9 protein-coding genes, 1 pseudogene and 1 riboswitch are annotated in these 14,395 nt (G+C 63.7%); of the genes and pseudogenes, 1 reads left to right on the forward strand and 9 read right to left on the reverse strand.

Features of this window, described 5'->3' with window-relative positions:
- Positions 1-46: 46 nt before the first annotated feature.
- Positions 47-135: riboswitch (cyclic di-GMP riboswitch) on the reverse strand.
- 316 nt (positions 136-451) lie between these two features.
- The 4 genes from mnmA to Q0K23_RS09520 all read right to left on the reverse strand — a co-directional run bounded on the left by mnmA (position 452) and on the right by Q0K23_RS09520 (position 5,459).
- A complete protein-coding gene (mnmA, locus tag Q0K23_RS09505; protein WP_294521277.1) occupies positions 452-1,504 on the reverse strand; it encodes a tRNA 2-thiouridine(34) synthase MnmA in 1,053 nt (350 codons plus the stop codon).
- 27 nt (positions 1,505-1,531) lie between these two features.
- A complete protein-coding gene (locus Q0K23_RS09510; RefSeq protein ID WP_294521280.1) occupies positions 1,532-2,005 on the reverse strand; it encodes a hypothetical protein in 474 nt (157 codons plus the stop codon).
- 214 nt (positions 2,006-2,219) lie between these two features.
- The gene (gene mnmG / locus Q0K23_RS09515) at positions 2,220-4,085 is read right to left on the reverse strand and encodes a tRNA uridine-5-carboxymethylaminomethyl(34) synthesis enzyme MnmG (RefSeq protein WP_294521283.1); all 1,866 of its coding nucleotides are present in this window, start codon (positions 4,083-4,085) and stop codon (positions 2,220-2,222) included.
- A 510-nt stretch (positions 4,086-4,595) separates the two neighbouring features.
- A complete protein-coding gene (locus Q0K23_RS09520) occupies positions 4,596-5,459 on the reverse strand; it encodes a metallophosphoesterase (RefSeq protein WP_294521286.1) in 864 nt (287 codons plus the stop codon).
- Between the two features lie 376 nt (positions 5,460-5,835).
- On the opposite strand from Q0K23_RS09520, the gene Q0K23_RS09525 reads away from it, so the two are divergent.
- Positions 5,836-7,365, forward strand: a complete 1,530-nt coding sequence (locus Q0K23_RS09525) for a M23 family metallopeptidase (RefSeq protein WP_294521289.1) — start codon at positions 5,836-5,838, stop codon at positions 7,363-7,365.
- An 869-nt stretch (positions 7,366-8,234) separates the two neighbouring features.
- On the opposite strand, the gene Q0K23_RS09530 is transcribed toward Q0K23_RS09525, so the two are convergent.
- The 5 genes and pseudogenes from Q0K23_RS09530 to Q0K23_RS09555 all read right to left on the reverse strand — a co-directional run.
- Positions 8,235-10,055 carry an LTA synthase family protein gene (locus tag Q0K23_RS09530; RefSeq protein ID WP_294521292.1) on the reverse strand — a complete coding sequence of 607 codons (1,821 nt, stop codon included), beginning with the start codon at positions 10,053-10,055 and terminating at the stop codon, positions 8,235-8,237.
- Between the two features lie 909 nt (positions 10,056-10,964).
- Positions 10,965-12,383: a glycine--tRNA ligase gene (locus Q0K23_RS09535; RefSeq protein ID WP_294521295.1), complete on the reverse strand. Its 1,419-nt coding sequence runs from the start codon at positions 12,381-12,383 to the stop codon at positions 10,965-10,967.
- Between the two features lie 361 nt (positions 12,384-12,744).
- Complete coding sequence (locus Q0K23_RS09540) at positions 12,745-13,116, reverse strand: hypothetical protein (RefSeq protein WP_294521298.1); 372 nt, start codon at positions 13,114-13,116, stop codon at positions 12,745-12,747.
- A 223-nt stretch (positions 13,117-13,339) separates the two neighbouring features.
- Positions 13,340-13,552 carry a hypothetical protein gene (locus tag Q0K23_RS09545; protein WP_294521301.1) on the reverse strand — a complete coding sequence of 71 codons (213 nt, stop codon included), beginning with the start codon at positions 13,550-13,552 and terminating at the stop codon, positions 13,340-13,342.
- Positions 13,553-14,146: 594 nt separating this feature from the next.
- A pseudogene (locus Q0K23_RS09555) lies at positions 14,147-14,395 on the reverse strand (elongation factor 4); the annotation flags it as partial.

Consider the following 14,395-nt stretch of genomic DNA (forward strand, 5'->3'; position numbering starts at 1 on the left):
CATTTCTCCTTTCTTTCTCCGCTGCGGGAGAAAGGTCTATGAAATCTGCGGCGGCCGGACCGGCATGGCGGCAGCTGCCGCTTTAGCCTCCTGGCTTTGCGTCCCGGCCTTTCGGCCGGTTTGCCTTTGTCGCTTCTTCAGAAGGGGAGACCATCCCGAGTCAGGTCCGCCCCCGTCTACGGCAATACTGTATCATGCAACGGTTACATTTCGGTCACATTTCAAAAAATGTTTTTCATTTATATTTCTATTGTGAAGGAATGGGATCTTCTGTTTCCGCTTCATCCTCCCTATATGTGCGTATTCCCCCCTGATTTCCTATAAAACACTCATTTTCATTCATTTCCGCGCTTTTGTTTTCCATAGAAAAACATTTTTCTGCCATCTCTTTTTTTCGTAAAAAAACAACGGCTCTCCCCGCCAGCGGGGAGAGCCATTGTTCCTTCTGTCTCTATGGGCCGGGGACGGTCCGGTCCGCGCCAGTGATCCAGCCGCTGGCCGCCACCACGTCCCCCAGGTAGAGCACCGCCAGCTGGCCCGGCGTGGGGGCCCGGGCGGGGGTGTGCATCTCCAGCACCACGTTTTCCCCGTGGGCACGGGCCACGGCCGCCAGCTCGGTCTTGGAGTGGCGCAGGCGCACCGTCACCTCCAGCGGCTCCGGCAGGCCGTCCACGGCCAGCCAGTTCATGTCGGCGCAGTATACCCGCCCGGCCATCAGGTCGGCGCCGTCGGACAGCACCACCTTGCCGCAGGCCGGGTCGATCTCGGTCACATAGTACTTGTGGGGGCCGGACACCCCCAGCCCACGGCCCTGGCCCAGGGTGTACCGGTGGATGCCTCCGTGGCGGCCCAGCACCTTGCCGTCCCTGTCCACAAAGTCCCCGGGCGGCGGCACCGCGCCCCGGCGCTCCAGCCAGGCGGCGTAGTCCCCGTCGGGGATGAAGCAGATCTCCATGGAGTCCGGCTTGTCCGCCACCGGCAGCTCCGCCGCCCCCGCCATGGCCCGCACCTGGGTCTTTTCGTAATCACCCAGGGGGAAAATTACCTTCTGTAATATATCCTGGGGCAGCCGGGAGAGCATATAGGACTGGTCGTTGGCCCTCAGGCCCTTGCGCAGCAGCACCCTGCCGTCGGGGGCCAGGGCGGTGCGGGCGTAGTGCCCGGTGGCCACCTTGTCCGCGCCGATCTCCTCCGCCAGGGCCAGCAGGGCGGGGAACTTCACAGTGGGATTGCACCGGGCGCAGGGCAGGGGGGTGCGCCCCGCCAGATAGTCCGCCGCAAAGGGGCCGCACACCTGGCGCTCCAGCGCGTCCCGGATGTCCGCGGTGTGGAAGGGGATGCCCAGTCGGTCGGCCACGGCGGCGGCGTCCGCCTTTCCCGTGCCCCCCAGGCCGATGTCCAGATACAGGCCGTGGACCTCATAGTCCCGGCTCAGCAGCTCTGCCGCCACGGCGGAGTCCACTCCGCCCGACAGGCCCAGCACTACCTTTGGCTTTGTTGTCACGTGCTTGCTCCTTTATTTAAAAATAAGTCAGAACCGGACGCCGGGGTCCGCCTCCAGCTGTCCGTCCGCCTTGAGCAGGGAGGCCGCCGCCTGGGCCGTCCCCTCGGGGACGGTGTACCAGGCCGCCCCGGTGGTGTCCGACGGGGCGTAGCCGTTCCAGGCATAGGCCAGACCGCCCTCGTACAGGGCCAGCTCGCAGTTCTCCCACAGGCGGAACACCACCAGCGGCTCTCCCTCCGCCTCCTCCTGGGTGATGGTCCAGCCCGGCAGGTCCAGGACGTCCACCAGACCGCTGCCGTCCTCCAGGGTGTAGTACACTCCGCCGGTCTTGCCCAGAGCGCCGCCGCTCAGGTGCTGGGCCAGGCCATCGGGGGTGATGCTGTCGTCCAGGGGGCGGCCAAACCAGCTCAGCAGCGCCCACGCCCCCACCGCCGCCAGCAGCGCCAGCGCTGCCAGGGCGATCTTGTTGAACCGCACGCCCCGGCGTACTTCTTTTTCCATCCTATCCTCATTCATCACGGCTATTCGCCTCCTTTTCTCCACAGTCTACCCGGAAAATGTGGACAGTCTGTGAAGAAATCGTGACGATTTTTTAAGCCCGACCCACCTTTCCCCGGAAAACGGCAGCGGGGCGGTTCCCCTCATCCGTATCGCGCCCAAAGCCTTCCCCCTGGGGGGAAGGTGCCCCCGCAGGGGGCGGATGAGGGAAATGGCGTCAGCCCCGCTCCAGTGCGATCATCAGCGCGGCGATGTCAGCAGGACTCACGCCGGAAATCCGGCTGGCCTGGCCCAGGTTCAGGGGACGGATTTCCGACAGCTTCTGTCTGGCCTCCAGCCGCAGGCCCTGGAGGGATTGGTAGTCCAAATCCGGGGGCAGGGGGCGGCTCTCCAGCCGGCGCATCTCCTCCACCTGCCGCTGCTGCCGCTCGATATAGCCCCGGTACTTCAGGTCGATCTCCACCGCCTCGGTGACGGCGGCGGGCAGCTCCGGCCGCCCGGGGTCCAGGGGAGAGAGGTCGCCGTAGGTCATGCGGGGACGGCGGAGCAGGTCGGCCAGCCGGGCCCCGTTGGGGGCGGGGGGCTCCCCCTTGCCCGAGAGCAGGGCGTCCAGGGCGGGGGAGGGGGACACGCCGGTGTGCTCCAGCCGGGCACACTCCCGGTCCACGGCGGCGTACTTGTCCAGCATGGCGCGGTACCGCTCCTCGCTCACCAGCCCCACCTGGCGGCCCAGGCCGGTGAGACGGCGGTCGGCGTTGTCCTGGCGGCACAGCAGCCGGTACTCGGTGCGGGAGGTCATCATCCGGTAGGGCTCGTTGGTGCCCTTGGTCACCAGGTCGTCGATGAGCACGCCGATGTACCCCTGGTCCCGGCCGATGACCATGGGGGGACGGCCCAGCAGCTTCAAAGCGGCGTTGATGCCCGCCACCAGGCCCTGTGCGGCGGCCTCCTCATAGCCGGAGGAGCCGTTGAACTGGCCCGCGCCGTACAGGCCGGGGATTTTTTTGCACTCCAGGGTGGGCAGCAGCTCCATGGGGTCCACGCAGTCGTACTCGATGGCGTAGGCCGCACGGGTCATCTCGGCCCGCTCCAGGCCGGGGATGGTGTGGAGCATCTCCACCTGTACCTCCTCGGGCAGGGAGGAACTCAGACCCTGGATATACAGCTCCTCCGTGTCCAGGCCCATGGGCTCGATGAAGAGCTGGTGCCGCTCCTTGTCGGGAAAACGGACGATCTTGGTCTCAATGGAGGGGCAGTACCGGGGGCCGATCCCCTCGATGGTGCCGTCGTAGAGGGGGGAGCGGTCCAGGTTGGCCCGAATGACGGCGTGGGTGGCGGCGTTGGTGTAGGTCAGGTAGCACACGGCCCTGTTGGCCGGGGGCGCGGCCGTCTCAAAGGAGAAGGGCTGGGCGTCCGGGTCGCCGGGCTGGAGCTCCATCTTGGAGAAGTCCACGCTCCGCCGGTGGACCCGGGGGGGCGTGCCCGTCTTGAAGCGGCGGATGGACAGCCCCAGGGATTTGAGGCACTCGGTCAGGGGCAGGGCGGCGGCCAGGCCGTCGGGGCCCGAGTCCCGCACCACGTCGCCCACGATGGTGCGGCCCCCCAGGAAGGTGCCGGTGCACACCACCGCGGCCTGCACGGCATACACCGCCCCGGTGGCGGTGACCACCGCGGACACGGCGCCGTTCTCCGTGCGGATGGCCACCACCTCGGCCTGCTTGACCCACAGGTTTTCCTGCCTCTCCAGGGTGTGCTTCATCACCTTCTGGTATTCCCGCCGGTCGGCCTGGGCCCGCAGGGACCACACCGCAGGGCCTTTGCCCCGGTTCAGGATGCGGTACTGGATGCAGGCGGCGTCGGCGGCCCGGCCCATCTCGCCCCCCAGGGCGTCGATCTCCCGCACCAGGTGGCCCTTGCCCGTGCCGCCGATGGCCGGATTGCAGGGCATGTTGCCCACCGCGTCCAGGTTCACGGTGAAGCACACCGTCCGCAGGCCCAGCCGGGCGGCGGCCAGCGCCGCCTCAATGCCCGCGTGGCCCGCGCCGATGACCGCGATATCAAAGGTTCCCGCAAAATATTCCATGGTCAGTTCTCTTTTCTTTATATTGTGGGGGTAAAATGCCTTCCCCTGGGGGAAAGCCTATGGGGCGCGTCCTAAGCCTTCCCCCCTCTGGGGGGAAGGTGGCATTTGCGCAGCAAATGTCGGATGAGGGGAAATCTCTCAGTTCGCAGGCGGTTTGTGGATACAAGGGGAACGGCCTCCGGCGGCCTACTTTCCAGCGAGGGAAAGTAGGAAAAGCTCGCCAGGGGGCAACAGGCGCGGAGGGCCCTTTCAGGGCCAAACGCGCCCGTTTCCCCCTGGTACCCCCTTTCGGAGTACGTCCGGCGGCGGCAAAATTCAATCACCCGCCGTATTTGTGAGCAGTTACTATGCCGGTTCGGTGCCCTACGTATCGTTCCTGCGTCGCCCGAGCAGAGTTACCCGCCCAGACTTGTAAGCAGCTGCAATTCAAGGGGCGTTCTCAATGCCGCACGCAGTCTCTACGCCGTGTTCCAGCCTCTGCCTGAGCGGGCTTTATGCCTGTTTTACCTCTTACTCCCCCGATTTCAGCACAATGACCGGCAGGTGGGGCCGGTTGAACAGCCGGAAGGAGATGCCCCCGTTGCCCAGGCCCCGGGACACCATCAGCGTGCCACCTCCGTCCAGGGGATAGAGCCCGGCGGTGTGGGTGGGGAAAAACCGGCGGCGGGTATTGTCGATGAGCCCGTCGGTAAAGGGCAGCCGGATCAGCCCCCCGTGGACATGGCCGCAGAGCGTCAGGTCAAAGCCGCACCGGTCGTACACCTGGTAGTACTCGTTCCGGTGGGCCAGCAGCACCACGTAGGGGTCCCCCAGGGCGGCGTGGATCTCGTCGGACAGCTCCTCCGGGGTCTTCTGGTCGTAGGGGCCGTTGGGGTCGTCGATGCCCGCCAGGACAATGGAGTCCCCGCCCCGCTCCAGGGTCAGATACTCGTTGGACAGCACCGTCACGCCCTGCTCCTCCAGCAGGCTCTTCACCGTGGCCGCCTCCTTGATGGCCCACTCGTGGTTGCCCGTCACATAAAAGGTGGGGGCGATGGCGGTCAGGCCCCTGGCCAGGGGCTCCAGAATGCCCATCTGGTCCGGGTCGTCGATCACGTCCCCGGTGATGGCAATCAGGTCGGGCTCCAGCGCCGCCGTCTTTTCCAGCAGAATTTTGTTGTCCTCCCCGAACTCCCTGCCGTGGAGGTCGGAGATCTGCACGATGCGGTAGCCGTCAAACCCCGCGGGCAGCCGGTCTGAGGCAACCGTGAGGGTCTCGGTCTGAATCCGGGTCTGTTGGTCGTAAAAGAACAGTCCACCCGCCACAAGCACCAGCACCGCCGCCAACAGGATCAGCGGCCCTCTGCGCCGGGGACGGGATTTCCTTGTTTCCATGAAGCGCCTCCAGTTGAAAAATGGACCGGCGGCACCGCCGCCTTAACGATACAGTATACCACGCCCCACCGCCCCCACGCAAGAAAAGCCGCCCGAACCCCGCCGCCCGGCGGGCGGCGGGACGGGGTTTTCTTAAGATTTCGCCCCGTTTTTTAAGCTTACTCCCCGCCCCGGCCCCTTTCGGAGGAAAAATCTCCCCTTTCCCGCCCGTTTTCATGTAAAAAAGTATTGACGTAAAGGCAAAAAGCGTGTATGATACCGTTTGTAACCAGTTTGTAATCATTTCATTCCGTTCTGTAATTTTCAGCGCTCCCCGCTGTGTTGCAGGCGGATTCTTATTTTGACTTTTTGCCTTTCTTAAGGAGGTCCTTCTCCGATGGATGAGATCTTACACTCCAATGGCCGGCAGGCAGTGCCCGACGCCATCCCCGCCGAAGAGACGGCGGGCGGCGTCCGGGAGGAAGGTAGCTCCCGGCAGGGCCGCCGCCCTGTGCTGGACGCCCTCATCGCCGCGGGCCGCAGCGTGGGCGCCCTGCTCCACCGGGCGGACGCCGCCGCCGCCGGCCACAAGGCCGTGGGCCCTCTGGCCTTCCTGCTGATCGCCGGCGTCATCGGCGTGGCCCTGGTGGTGGGCACCGTGTACACCCCCAGCTACGTGGTGTCGGTGGACGGCGTCACCCTGGGCGTGGTCTCCGACCCGGAGGTGTTCGAGGGCGCCATGGAGCGGGTGGAAGCCCGGGCCTCCGATATTCTGGGGTATGACTACACCCTGGACAACGCCGTCACCTACGACTTCGCCCTCACCGAGAAGGACAAGCTGTCCAACGTGGGCGACTTTGAGACCTACCTGTTCGACCAGATCGGCGAGGTGATGAAGAGCTACGTGCTCAAGGTCAACGGCCAGTTCATCGGCGCGGCCCAGGACGAGACCTCTCTCACCGCCATGCTGGACGCCATCAAGGCCCCCTATGTCAACGAGAACACCACCTCCGCCGAGTTTGTGGAGTCCGTGTCCATCAGCCGGCAGTACACCCCCTCCGACGTGGAGCAGGATCTGTCCGCCATGGAGGCCCGCCTGACCGCCAACACCAACGGCCAGACCACCTATGAGGTCCAGAAGGGCGACACCTTCATGCAGATCGCCTACGACAACGACATGTCCCTGTCCGAGCTGGAGGCCCTGAACCCCGACGTGGACATCAACAACATCTATATCGGCCAGATCCTCAACGTGCGGGAGGTCATCCCCTTCCTGTCCGTCCAGACCACCGAGACCATCACCTACCAGGAGGCCATCGCCAGCCCGGTGGAAGAGGTGGAGGACGACTCCATGTACCAGGGCGACACCAAGGTGCTGGACGCAGGCAGCGAGGGCCTGGCGGAGATCACCGCCGACGTGACCTACGTCAACGGCAACGAGCGTGAGCGCAACATCACCAACAACGTCACCATCACCGAGCCCACCGCCAAGGTCATCGCCGTTGGCACCAAGGAGCGGCCCAGCTGGCTGCCCACCGGCTCCTTCATCTGGCCTGTGTACGGCAACATCACCTCCTACTTCGGCTACCGCTATATCTTCGGCAGCTACAGCTACCACTCCGGCATCGACATCGCTGCGGCCTACGGCACCGGCATTCAGGCCGCTGACGGCGGCACCGTCATCTGGGCGGGCACCGGCACCGGCAGCAACTGGAGCTACGGCAAGTATGTCATCATCGACCACGGCAACGGCTACCAGACCTACTACGCCCACTGCTCCAGCCTGCTGGTCAGCGTCGGCGACAAGGTCTACCAGGGCCAGGTCATCGCCCGGGTGGGCTCCACCGGCCGGTCCACCGGCAACCACTGCCACTTCCAGGTGAAGATCAACGGCACCACCGTCAACCCCCTGTCCTACCTGCCCTGAACAAGATAACAGCATCCCCCGCGCCTGTGGCGCGGGGGATGTTTTTTGTCCCTGGGAGAGATGCTCTGGAGGATGTCCTCTCTGGCTTCCCCCGTCAGGGAAGGCTTAGAACGCACCCCATAGGCTTTCCCCACCGGGGGAAGCTGTCACGCGAAAGCGTGACTGATGAGGGCAACTGCGGTGATTACTGGGCCCCTTCCCCTCATCCGCCCCAGTGTGCGCACTGGGGCACCTTCCCCCCAGGGGGAAGGCTTGCCTCGGGCATAGACTGAAACACGGCGCAGAGACTTTGTGCGGCATTGAGAACGCCCCTTGAATTGCAGGGGCTTCCAAGTCTGGGCGGGTAACTCTGCTCGGGCCTTGCAGTAACGGCACGCGGGGCACCGAACCGGCATAGTAACTACTCTCAAATACGGCGGGTGATTGAATTTTGCCGCCGCCGGACCTCGTCCTCGCAAGCTGCGTATCGCTTGCCCCGGCATAAATTCCAGGGCTCGTTCACTCCGCTGCTCGTCCTCTCCCCACCGAACCCGCTCCGCTGGGCTTCGGCGGGGCCCCCGGGAAAGGGGGTACCAGGGGGAAACGGGCGCGTTTGGCCCTGGAAGGGCCCTCCGCGCCTGTTTCCCCCTGGCGAGCTTTGCCTACTTTCCCTCGCTGGAAAGTAGGCCGCCGGAGGCGCGTCCTCGCAAGCTGCGTATCGCTCGCTTTGCTTAGTCCAGCTGCTCCCCTCATCCGTCTGGCCTTCGGCCAGCCACCTTCCCCCCAGGGGGAAGGCTTGGGCGCGACCCTTTTATCCTCTCTTCCATACAAAACAAAAACGCCCCCGGCGCCGCGCTTGTGCGCGGCGCCGGGGGCTCGCTCTCTTTTCTTCAGCCCACAAAGTGTTTCCGCCAGTAGTACTGAAGATTGTCGTACAGGTCGGCCAGGGCCTGATCCTCAGCGGTCAGATCCTTGGTCAGGTTTCCGTCCTCAAAGTAGAGGCCGGTGGGCACGTTGATGACGGGCAGGGCCTCCATCACCGGCCGGGTGGCCTGCATGAAGGCGGGACCCTCCCAGCCGCACAGGTCAAAGAGCTCGGTCATGAGGAAGTTGGGGCTCACGTCGGGGCCCTCGCCCTGGAAGTCGCAGCCCAGCACCTCTTTGGCCGCGTCGTTGGCCCAGATCAGGTAGCGGGTGGCGTAGTAGTTCAGGAAGCCCTCCTTGGTGGACAGGTCCAGGTCGATGCCCAGTTTGCTGTACACGCTGTTGGCGTCCCCCATCCAGGGGTTGTGGTCGCCGAAGAGCACGATGACCACCGGGTCCTTGCTCTCCCGGAAGTAGTCGAAAAACTGCTCCATATTGTCCCCGGTGTTCTTCAGGGAGCCGAAGTAGTTGTTCATCAGGTTCAGCTCCTCCTGGGTGTAGGACCCGTCGTCCACCACCCAGCCGTCCCCGTACCAGGTCCGGTCGGTGTCATAGGGGCCGTGGCCCTGGTAGGTCACGTTGAAGGAGAAGTAGGGCCGGTCGTCGCTGGCCTTGTGCTCCTCGTACAGATTGATGATCTCGGGGAAGAGCACGTCGTCATACCCGATGCCGCCGCCCGTCAGCTCCCCGTAGTAGTTCTCCACGAACTTGTAGTCCTCCAGGCCCAGGTTGGCGTTGATGTTCTCCCGGTTGTAGAACCAGGCGTAGCAGGAGTGGCTGCCGGTGGCGTAGTAGCCCTGATCCCGGAAGTACCAGGCGTAGGAGTTGGTGGGGGAGCGGAAGGACCCCAGGTCGGAGTAGCCGGTGAGGAAGCACCGCTCCGTGTCGATGGTGCCGCCGGCAAAGATGTTGGTCACCAGGTTGCCGGTGTAGCTCTCCGCCTCCAGCTCGTGGAACACCCGGTACACCTCCGGGTTCAGCTCAGGCACGCCGAACTTGGTGAAGTCGTTGTAGGCCTCCAGCTGGATGGTGAAGATGTCCACCTTCTGCTCCTCGGGGATGTCGGCGTCGGTGTACCCGGCCATGACCTCCTGGCAGGCCTTGGCGTCGTAGCCCTCGGGGGCCGGGTCGGAGGCCGAGCGGACGCTGTACAGGAAGGGGTAGAGGAAGCCCTTGGAGGTGTACACCTGGGTGGCCGACCATGGGGAGATCAGGTCCTCGTTGCGGGTCTTGTTGTTGTAGAGGTTGGCGTCGGTGTACAGGGCGTACAGGGGAAAGGCCATCAGGGCGGTCACCAGGGCGCACAGCAGCCGGGGCTTCCAGGTGGTCTTGGCCCGGGCAAACAGCAGCAGGAACACCAGCCCCAGCACCAGCAGCGCCAGGGCCATCACCATGCTCTTGTTGAGGAACAGCTGGTACTTGCCCGCCATGTTGCCCGCTTCCCGGATGAGGAGGATGTCCTCAAACATCATGGGGTCGTTGCGGAAGGTGAGCTTGTAAAAGCTGGCAAAGGTGAGGCCCATGGTCAGGGCCGCCGTCAGCAGGTAGGAGATCCAGGCCCGGCCGATGAGGAAGTAGAGCAGCAGGGACAGGAACGCCACAGGCAGGATGTTGAGCAGGGCGATGAGAGGGTGGGTGAAGTAGCTGATGAACATGGCGGTGCGGTTGTCCACGCAGGCAAACCACAGGGACAGCACCCCCACGCACACCCCCATCAGCACGCACAGCACCGGGGTGAGCACCGGGTTCTTGGCAATGGGGTCCAGCTTTTGCAGAAATTTTTTCATAATTTTGACTCCGTTTTTACAAGGCAGGGAAAGAGAAACCGCCGCGCCGGCAGGCCGCCGGTGCGGCGGGTCTCGTGTGGAAACTTGAAAAGGTCTCTCCAGAGAAGGGCTTTCAGAGCGCACCTTACAGGCTTCCCCCGCTGGGGGAAGCTGTCGAGCGCCAGCGAGACGGATGAGGGGTACTGCATTGCGCATCGAAGGCTCTCCCCTCATCCGTCATTTGCTGCGCAAATGCCACCTTCCCCCCAGGGGGAAGGCTTAACTCGGTCAGAGACTGAAACACGGCGCAGAGGCCCCGTGCGGCATTGAGAACGCCCCTTGAATTGCAGCAACTTACAAGTCTGGGCGGGTAACTCTGCTCGGGCAGAGGGGGAGCGGCACGCAGGGCACCGAACCGGCGTGGTAACTACTCACAAATACGGCGGGTCATTGAATTTTGCCGCCGCCGGACCTCGTCCTCGCAAGCTGCGTATCGCTTGCCCCGGCATAAATTCCAGGGCTCGTTCACTCCGCTGCTCGTCCTCTCCCCTCGTCGCCGCAAGCTACATATCGTTCGCTTTGCCATAAATGGCAAAGCTCATTCATTGCGCTGCGGCTCCTCTCCCCACGAAAGGCGTTCCGCCTTCCGCGGGGGCCCCATATTTGCTTCGCTGGGCTCGTGCGGGGGCCCCGAGAGGCAGCCACCTTCCCCCAGGGGGGAAGGCTTGATTAGAACGCGATCTTCTCCTCGATATAGGCCTTCAGCTGGTCGATGGGCAGGCGCACCTGCGCCCCACGAAACAGGTTTCGCGGGGACCCCGAGGATTTTATCTGCTGGGGCGGAGTGAATCCGCCCCGCATCAGGGTTTTGTCTGCGCCAAAACCCTGCACGCCGCAAGCGGCGGACATGGAGCAGGAAGATGCTTCTCCTTAGAACGCGATCTTCTCCTCGATATAGGCCTTCAGCTGGTCGATGGGCAGACGGACCTGCTCCATGGTGTCCCGGTCGCGGACGGTGACGCAGTGGTCGGCGGGGGTCTTGTCGTCGCCCACGGTCTGGAAGTCCACGGTGATGCACAGAGGGGTGCCGATCTCGTCCTGGCGGCGGTAGCGCTTGCCGATGGAGCCTGCCTCGTCGTAGTCCACCATGAAGTACTTGGACAGCTCGGCGTACACCTCCTGGGCGGCGGGGCCCAGCTTCTTGCTCAGGGGCAGCACGGCGCACTTGAAGGGGGCCAGGGCGGGGTGGAAGCGCATGACGGTGCGGACGTCGTTCTTCTCCGCGTCCACCACCTCCTCGTCGTAGGCCTCCACCAGGAAGGCCAGGGTCACGCGGTCGGCGCCCAGGGAGGGCTCGATGACGTAGGGGATATAGTGCTCGTTCTTCTCCTGGTCGAAGTAGGTCATGTCCTTACCGGAGTGCTCCTGGTGCTGCTTCAGGTCGTAGTCGGTGCGGTCGGCCACGCCCCACAGCTCGCCCCAGCCGAAGGGGAACATGAACTCAAAGTCCGTGGTGGCCTTGGAGTAGAAGGCCAGCTCCTCGGGCTCGTGGTCGCGCAGGCGCAGGTTCTCGTCCTTGATGTTCAGGCTGGTGAGCCAGTCGTGGCAGTACTTGCGCCAGTAGGCGAACCACTCCAGATCGGTGCCGGGCTGGCAGAAGAACTCCAGCTCCATCTGCTCGAACTCACGGATGCGGAAGATGAAGTTGCCCGGGGTGATCTCGTTGCGGAAGCTCTTGCCCACCTGGCACACGCCGAAGGGCAGCTTCTTGCGGGTGGTGCGCTGGATGTTCTGGAAGTTGACAAAGATGCCCTGGGCGGTCTCGGGCCGCAGGTACACCTCGGTGGAGGTGTCCTCGGTGACGCCCTGGTGGGTCTTGAACATCAGGTTGAACTTGCGGATGTCGGTGAAGTCGCTCTTGCCGCAGCCGGGGCAGGGGATGCTGTTCTCCCGGATGAAGGCCACCATCTCCTCCTGGGTCATGGCCTCCACGTTCACGTCGGTGCGGCCCTGCTCCTGGAGCCAGTCCTCAATCAGCTTGTCGGCGCGGTGGCGCATCTTGCAGGCCTTGCAGTCGATGAGGGGGTCGTTGAAGGTGGACACATGGCCGGAGGCCACCCACACCTGGGGGTTCATCAGGATGGCGGCGTCCAGACCCACGTTGTAGGGGTTCTCCTGGACGAACTTCTTCCACCAGGCCCGCTTCACGTTGTTCTTCAGCTCCACGCCCAGAGGGCCGTAGTCCCAGGAGTTGGCCAGGCCGCCGTAGATCTCGCTGCCGGGATAGACGAAGCCCCGGCCCTTGCACAGGGCCACGATCTTTTCCATGGTCTTTTCGGTGTTCTTCATTATAAAACTCAAACTCCTTCTGTCTGTGATTTGCCGGTAAACGGGCGGCCGGAAAACAAAAACCGCCCTGAGCCTCAGCTCAGGGCGGAATATCTCCGTGGTGCCACCTGAATTCGGAGCGTGACCGCTCCGCACTCGAACCCGGTAACGGCGGGGACCGGCGGGGCATTTCCTCCCCGCAGCTTGCGGGCGCCTTCCGCGGGACCTTCGGGCGCCTTCCACCAGCCGGCGTCTCTCTCAGGTCCGGGTCTCCGCGTACTCCTCCCGGTCAATGCCTGTTTCTGCGGGACATTGTATCACCAAAACCGGGTTGCGTCAAGGACAGCGGGGGAAATGGGGGCAAAAAATTCGTGTTCCGCCTTCAGAACAGGCGGAGGAACTGGCCCACCACCACCGCCGCCATCACCACCACCGCCAGGGAGGCGGCGGCGTCCAGGGCCAGGCGGAGCCGGTGGGGGCGGCGGACACGGGGCGCGCCGCCGTCAGAGGCGCTTTTGTCCCCGGCGGGGGCGCATTCCCCGGCAGAACCGGCGTCGGGTTGGGCTTCCTCCTCCGGCTCCCCGGCCAGGGCCCGGCGGCAGGCGTCAAAGTCCAGCACCTTCCCCTCCGGCCGGGGCGCCTTGGGCCGGGAACGGAGAAAGAGCATATCCCTGGGCGCGGGGGCGGCCTCCCCGCTGGCCATGTGGTATACAGTCAGACGCCGCGCGTCCAGGCGGTAGTAGATGGTCTCCATGGCGTTCCCTCCCGGCTTTGATGGGTCCAGAATAGCACATATTGCGTCCTATAAACCGGACTTTTAGATTCCGCCCCGGCAGGTGGTTCTCCCGCCGTTATGGAACTTGTGTTCGAATATAGGATACAACAAATGTTCGAAAAAAGCAAGAGGGTTTTTCATCTTTTTTCGACCGGCCCCGTCCCGGAGCGGGAGAACGCGCCTTTGACCTCCCCGGCAGGCTTCAGCCGTCCTGGGTCCCCTCGCCGGTGTCCTTGTCCCCGGCGGGGGAGAGGAGCTGGTAGATCTTCTCCGCCACCGGCGGCTCGCCTCCAGCCGCCCGCCAGCCGGCCGCAAAGGCCAGCCGCACCATGGAAAACAGATAATTCTCCGCCTCGTCGTACTCGTGCCGCTCCAAAAACGCGGAAAACGCCGCTTCAAAGTCGTTTGTGTACATTTTTATCACATCGCCACTATTTTACACGATTAAACACTATAATGCAAAAGGAAATCGTGAATTATAGTATCATCTCGTGTAGAGGTGATACCGTGAAACCTTTGAAAAAAAGTGTCAGTATTACACTGGATATGCCTGTTTTGGAACAGATTCAGGCACTGGCAGAGGGGGAGGACCGGTCCCTGTCCAGCTATATCAACCTGGTGCTCAAGGCCCACCTGGAGGACCTGGAGAAAAAGAAACAGCAGCAGTAACGACAAGCCCGCGCCGCAAAAGCGGCGCGGGCTTGTCTGCGGTTTGATGGGCGGCGGAGGTTGTCCCCCTCATCCGTCTGGCCTTCGGCCAGCCACCTTCCCCCCAGGGGGAAGGCTTTGGGCACGGTGCTTTCTCTGGCTTCCCCCTCTGGGGGAAGCTGTCGAGCGCCAGCGAGACTGATGAGGGGGACTGCGGCGCTCACTGTAACCTTTCCCCTCATCCGTCCCAGTGTGCGCACTGGGGCACCTTCCCCCCAGGGGGAAGGCTTTTTTCTCCACAAAATACCCGTAAAATGTGGAAAATCCGCCGGGAGCAGCTTGCTCCCGGCGGATGCTATGTTTATTCCTCGTCCAGCTTGAGGACAGCCATAAACGCCTCGGTGGGAATCTGGACGCTGCCCAGACTCCGCATCTTCTTCTTGCCCTCTTTCTGCTTCTCCAGCAGCTTCTTTTTCCGGGTGATATCGCCGCCGTAGCACTTGGCCAGCACGTCCTTCCGCATGGCCTTGACGGTCTCCCGGGCGATGATCTTGCCGCCGATGGCCGCCTGGACGGGCACCTCGAAGAGCTGGCGGGGGATGTTCTCCTT

Origin of the sequence: uncultured Pseudoflavonifractor sp., from assembly GCF_944387275.1 — a bacterium.
Lineage (GTDB): Bacteria > Bacillota > Clostridia > Oscillospirales > Oscillospiraceae > Pseudoflavonifractor > Pseudoflavonifractor intestinihominis.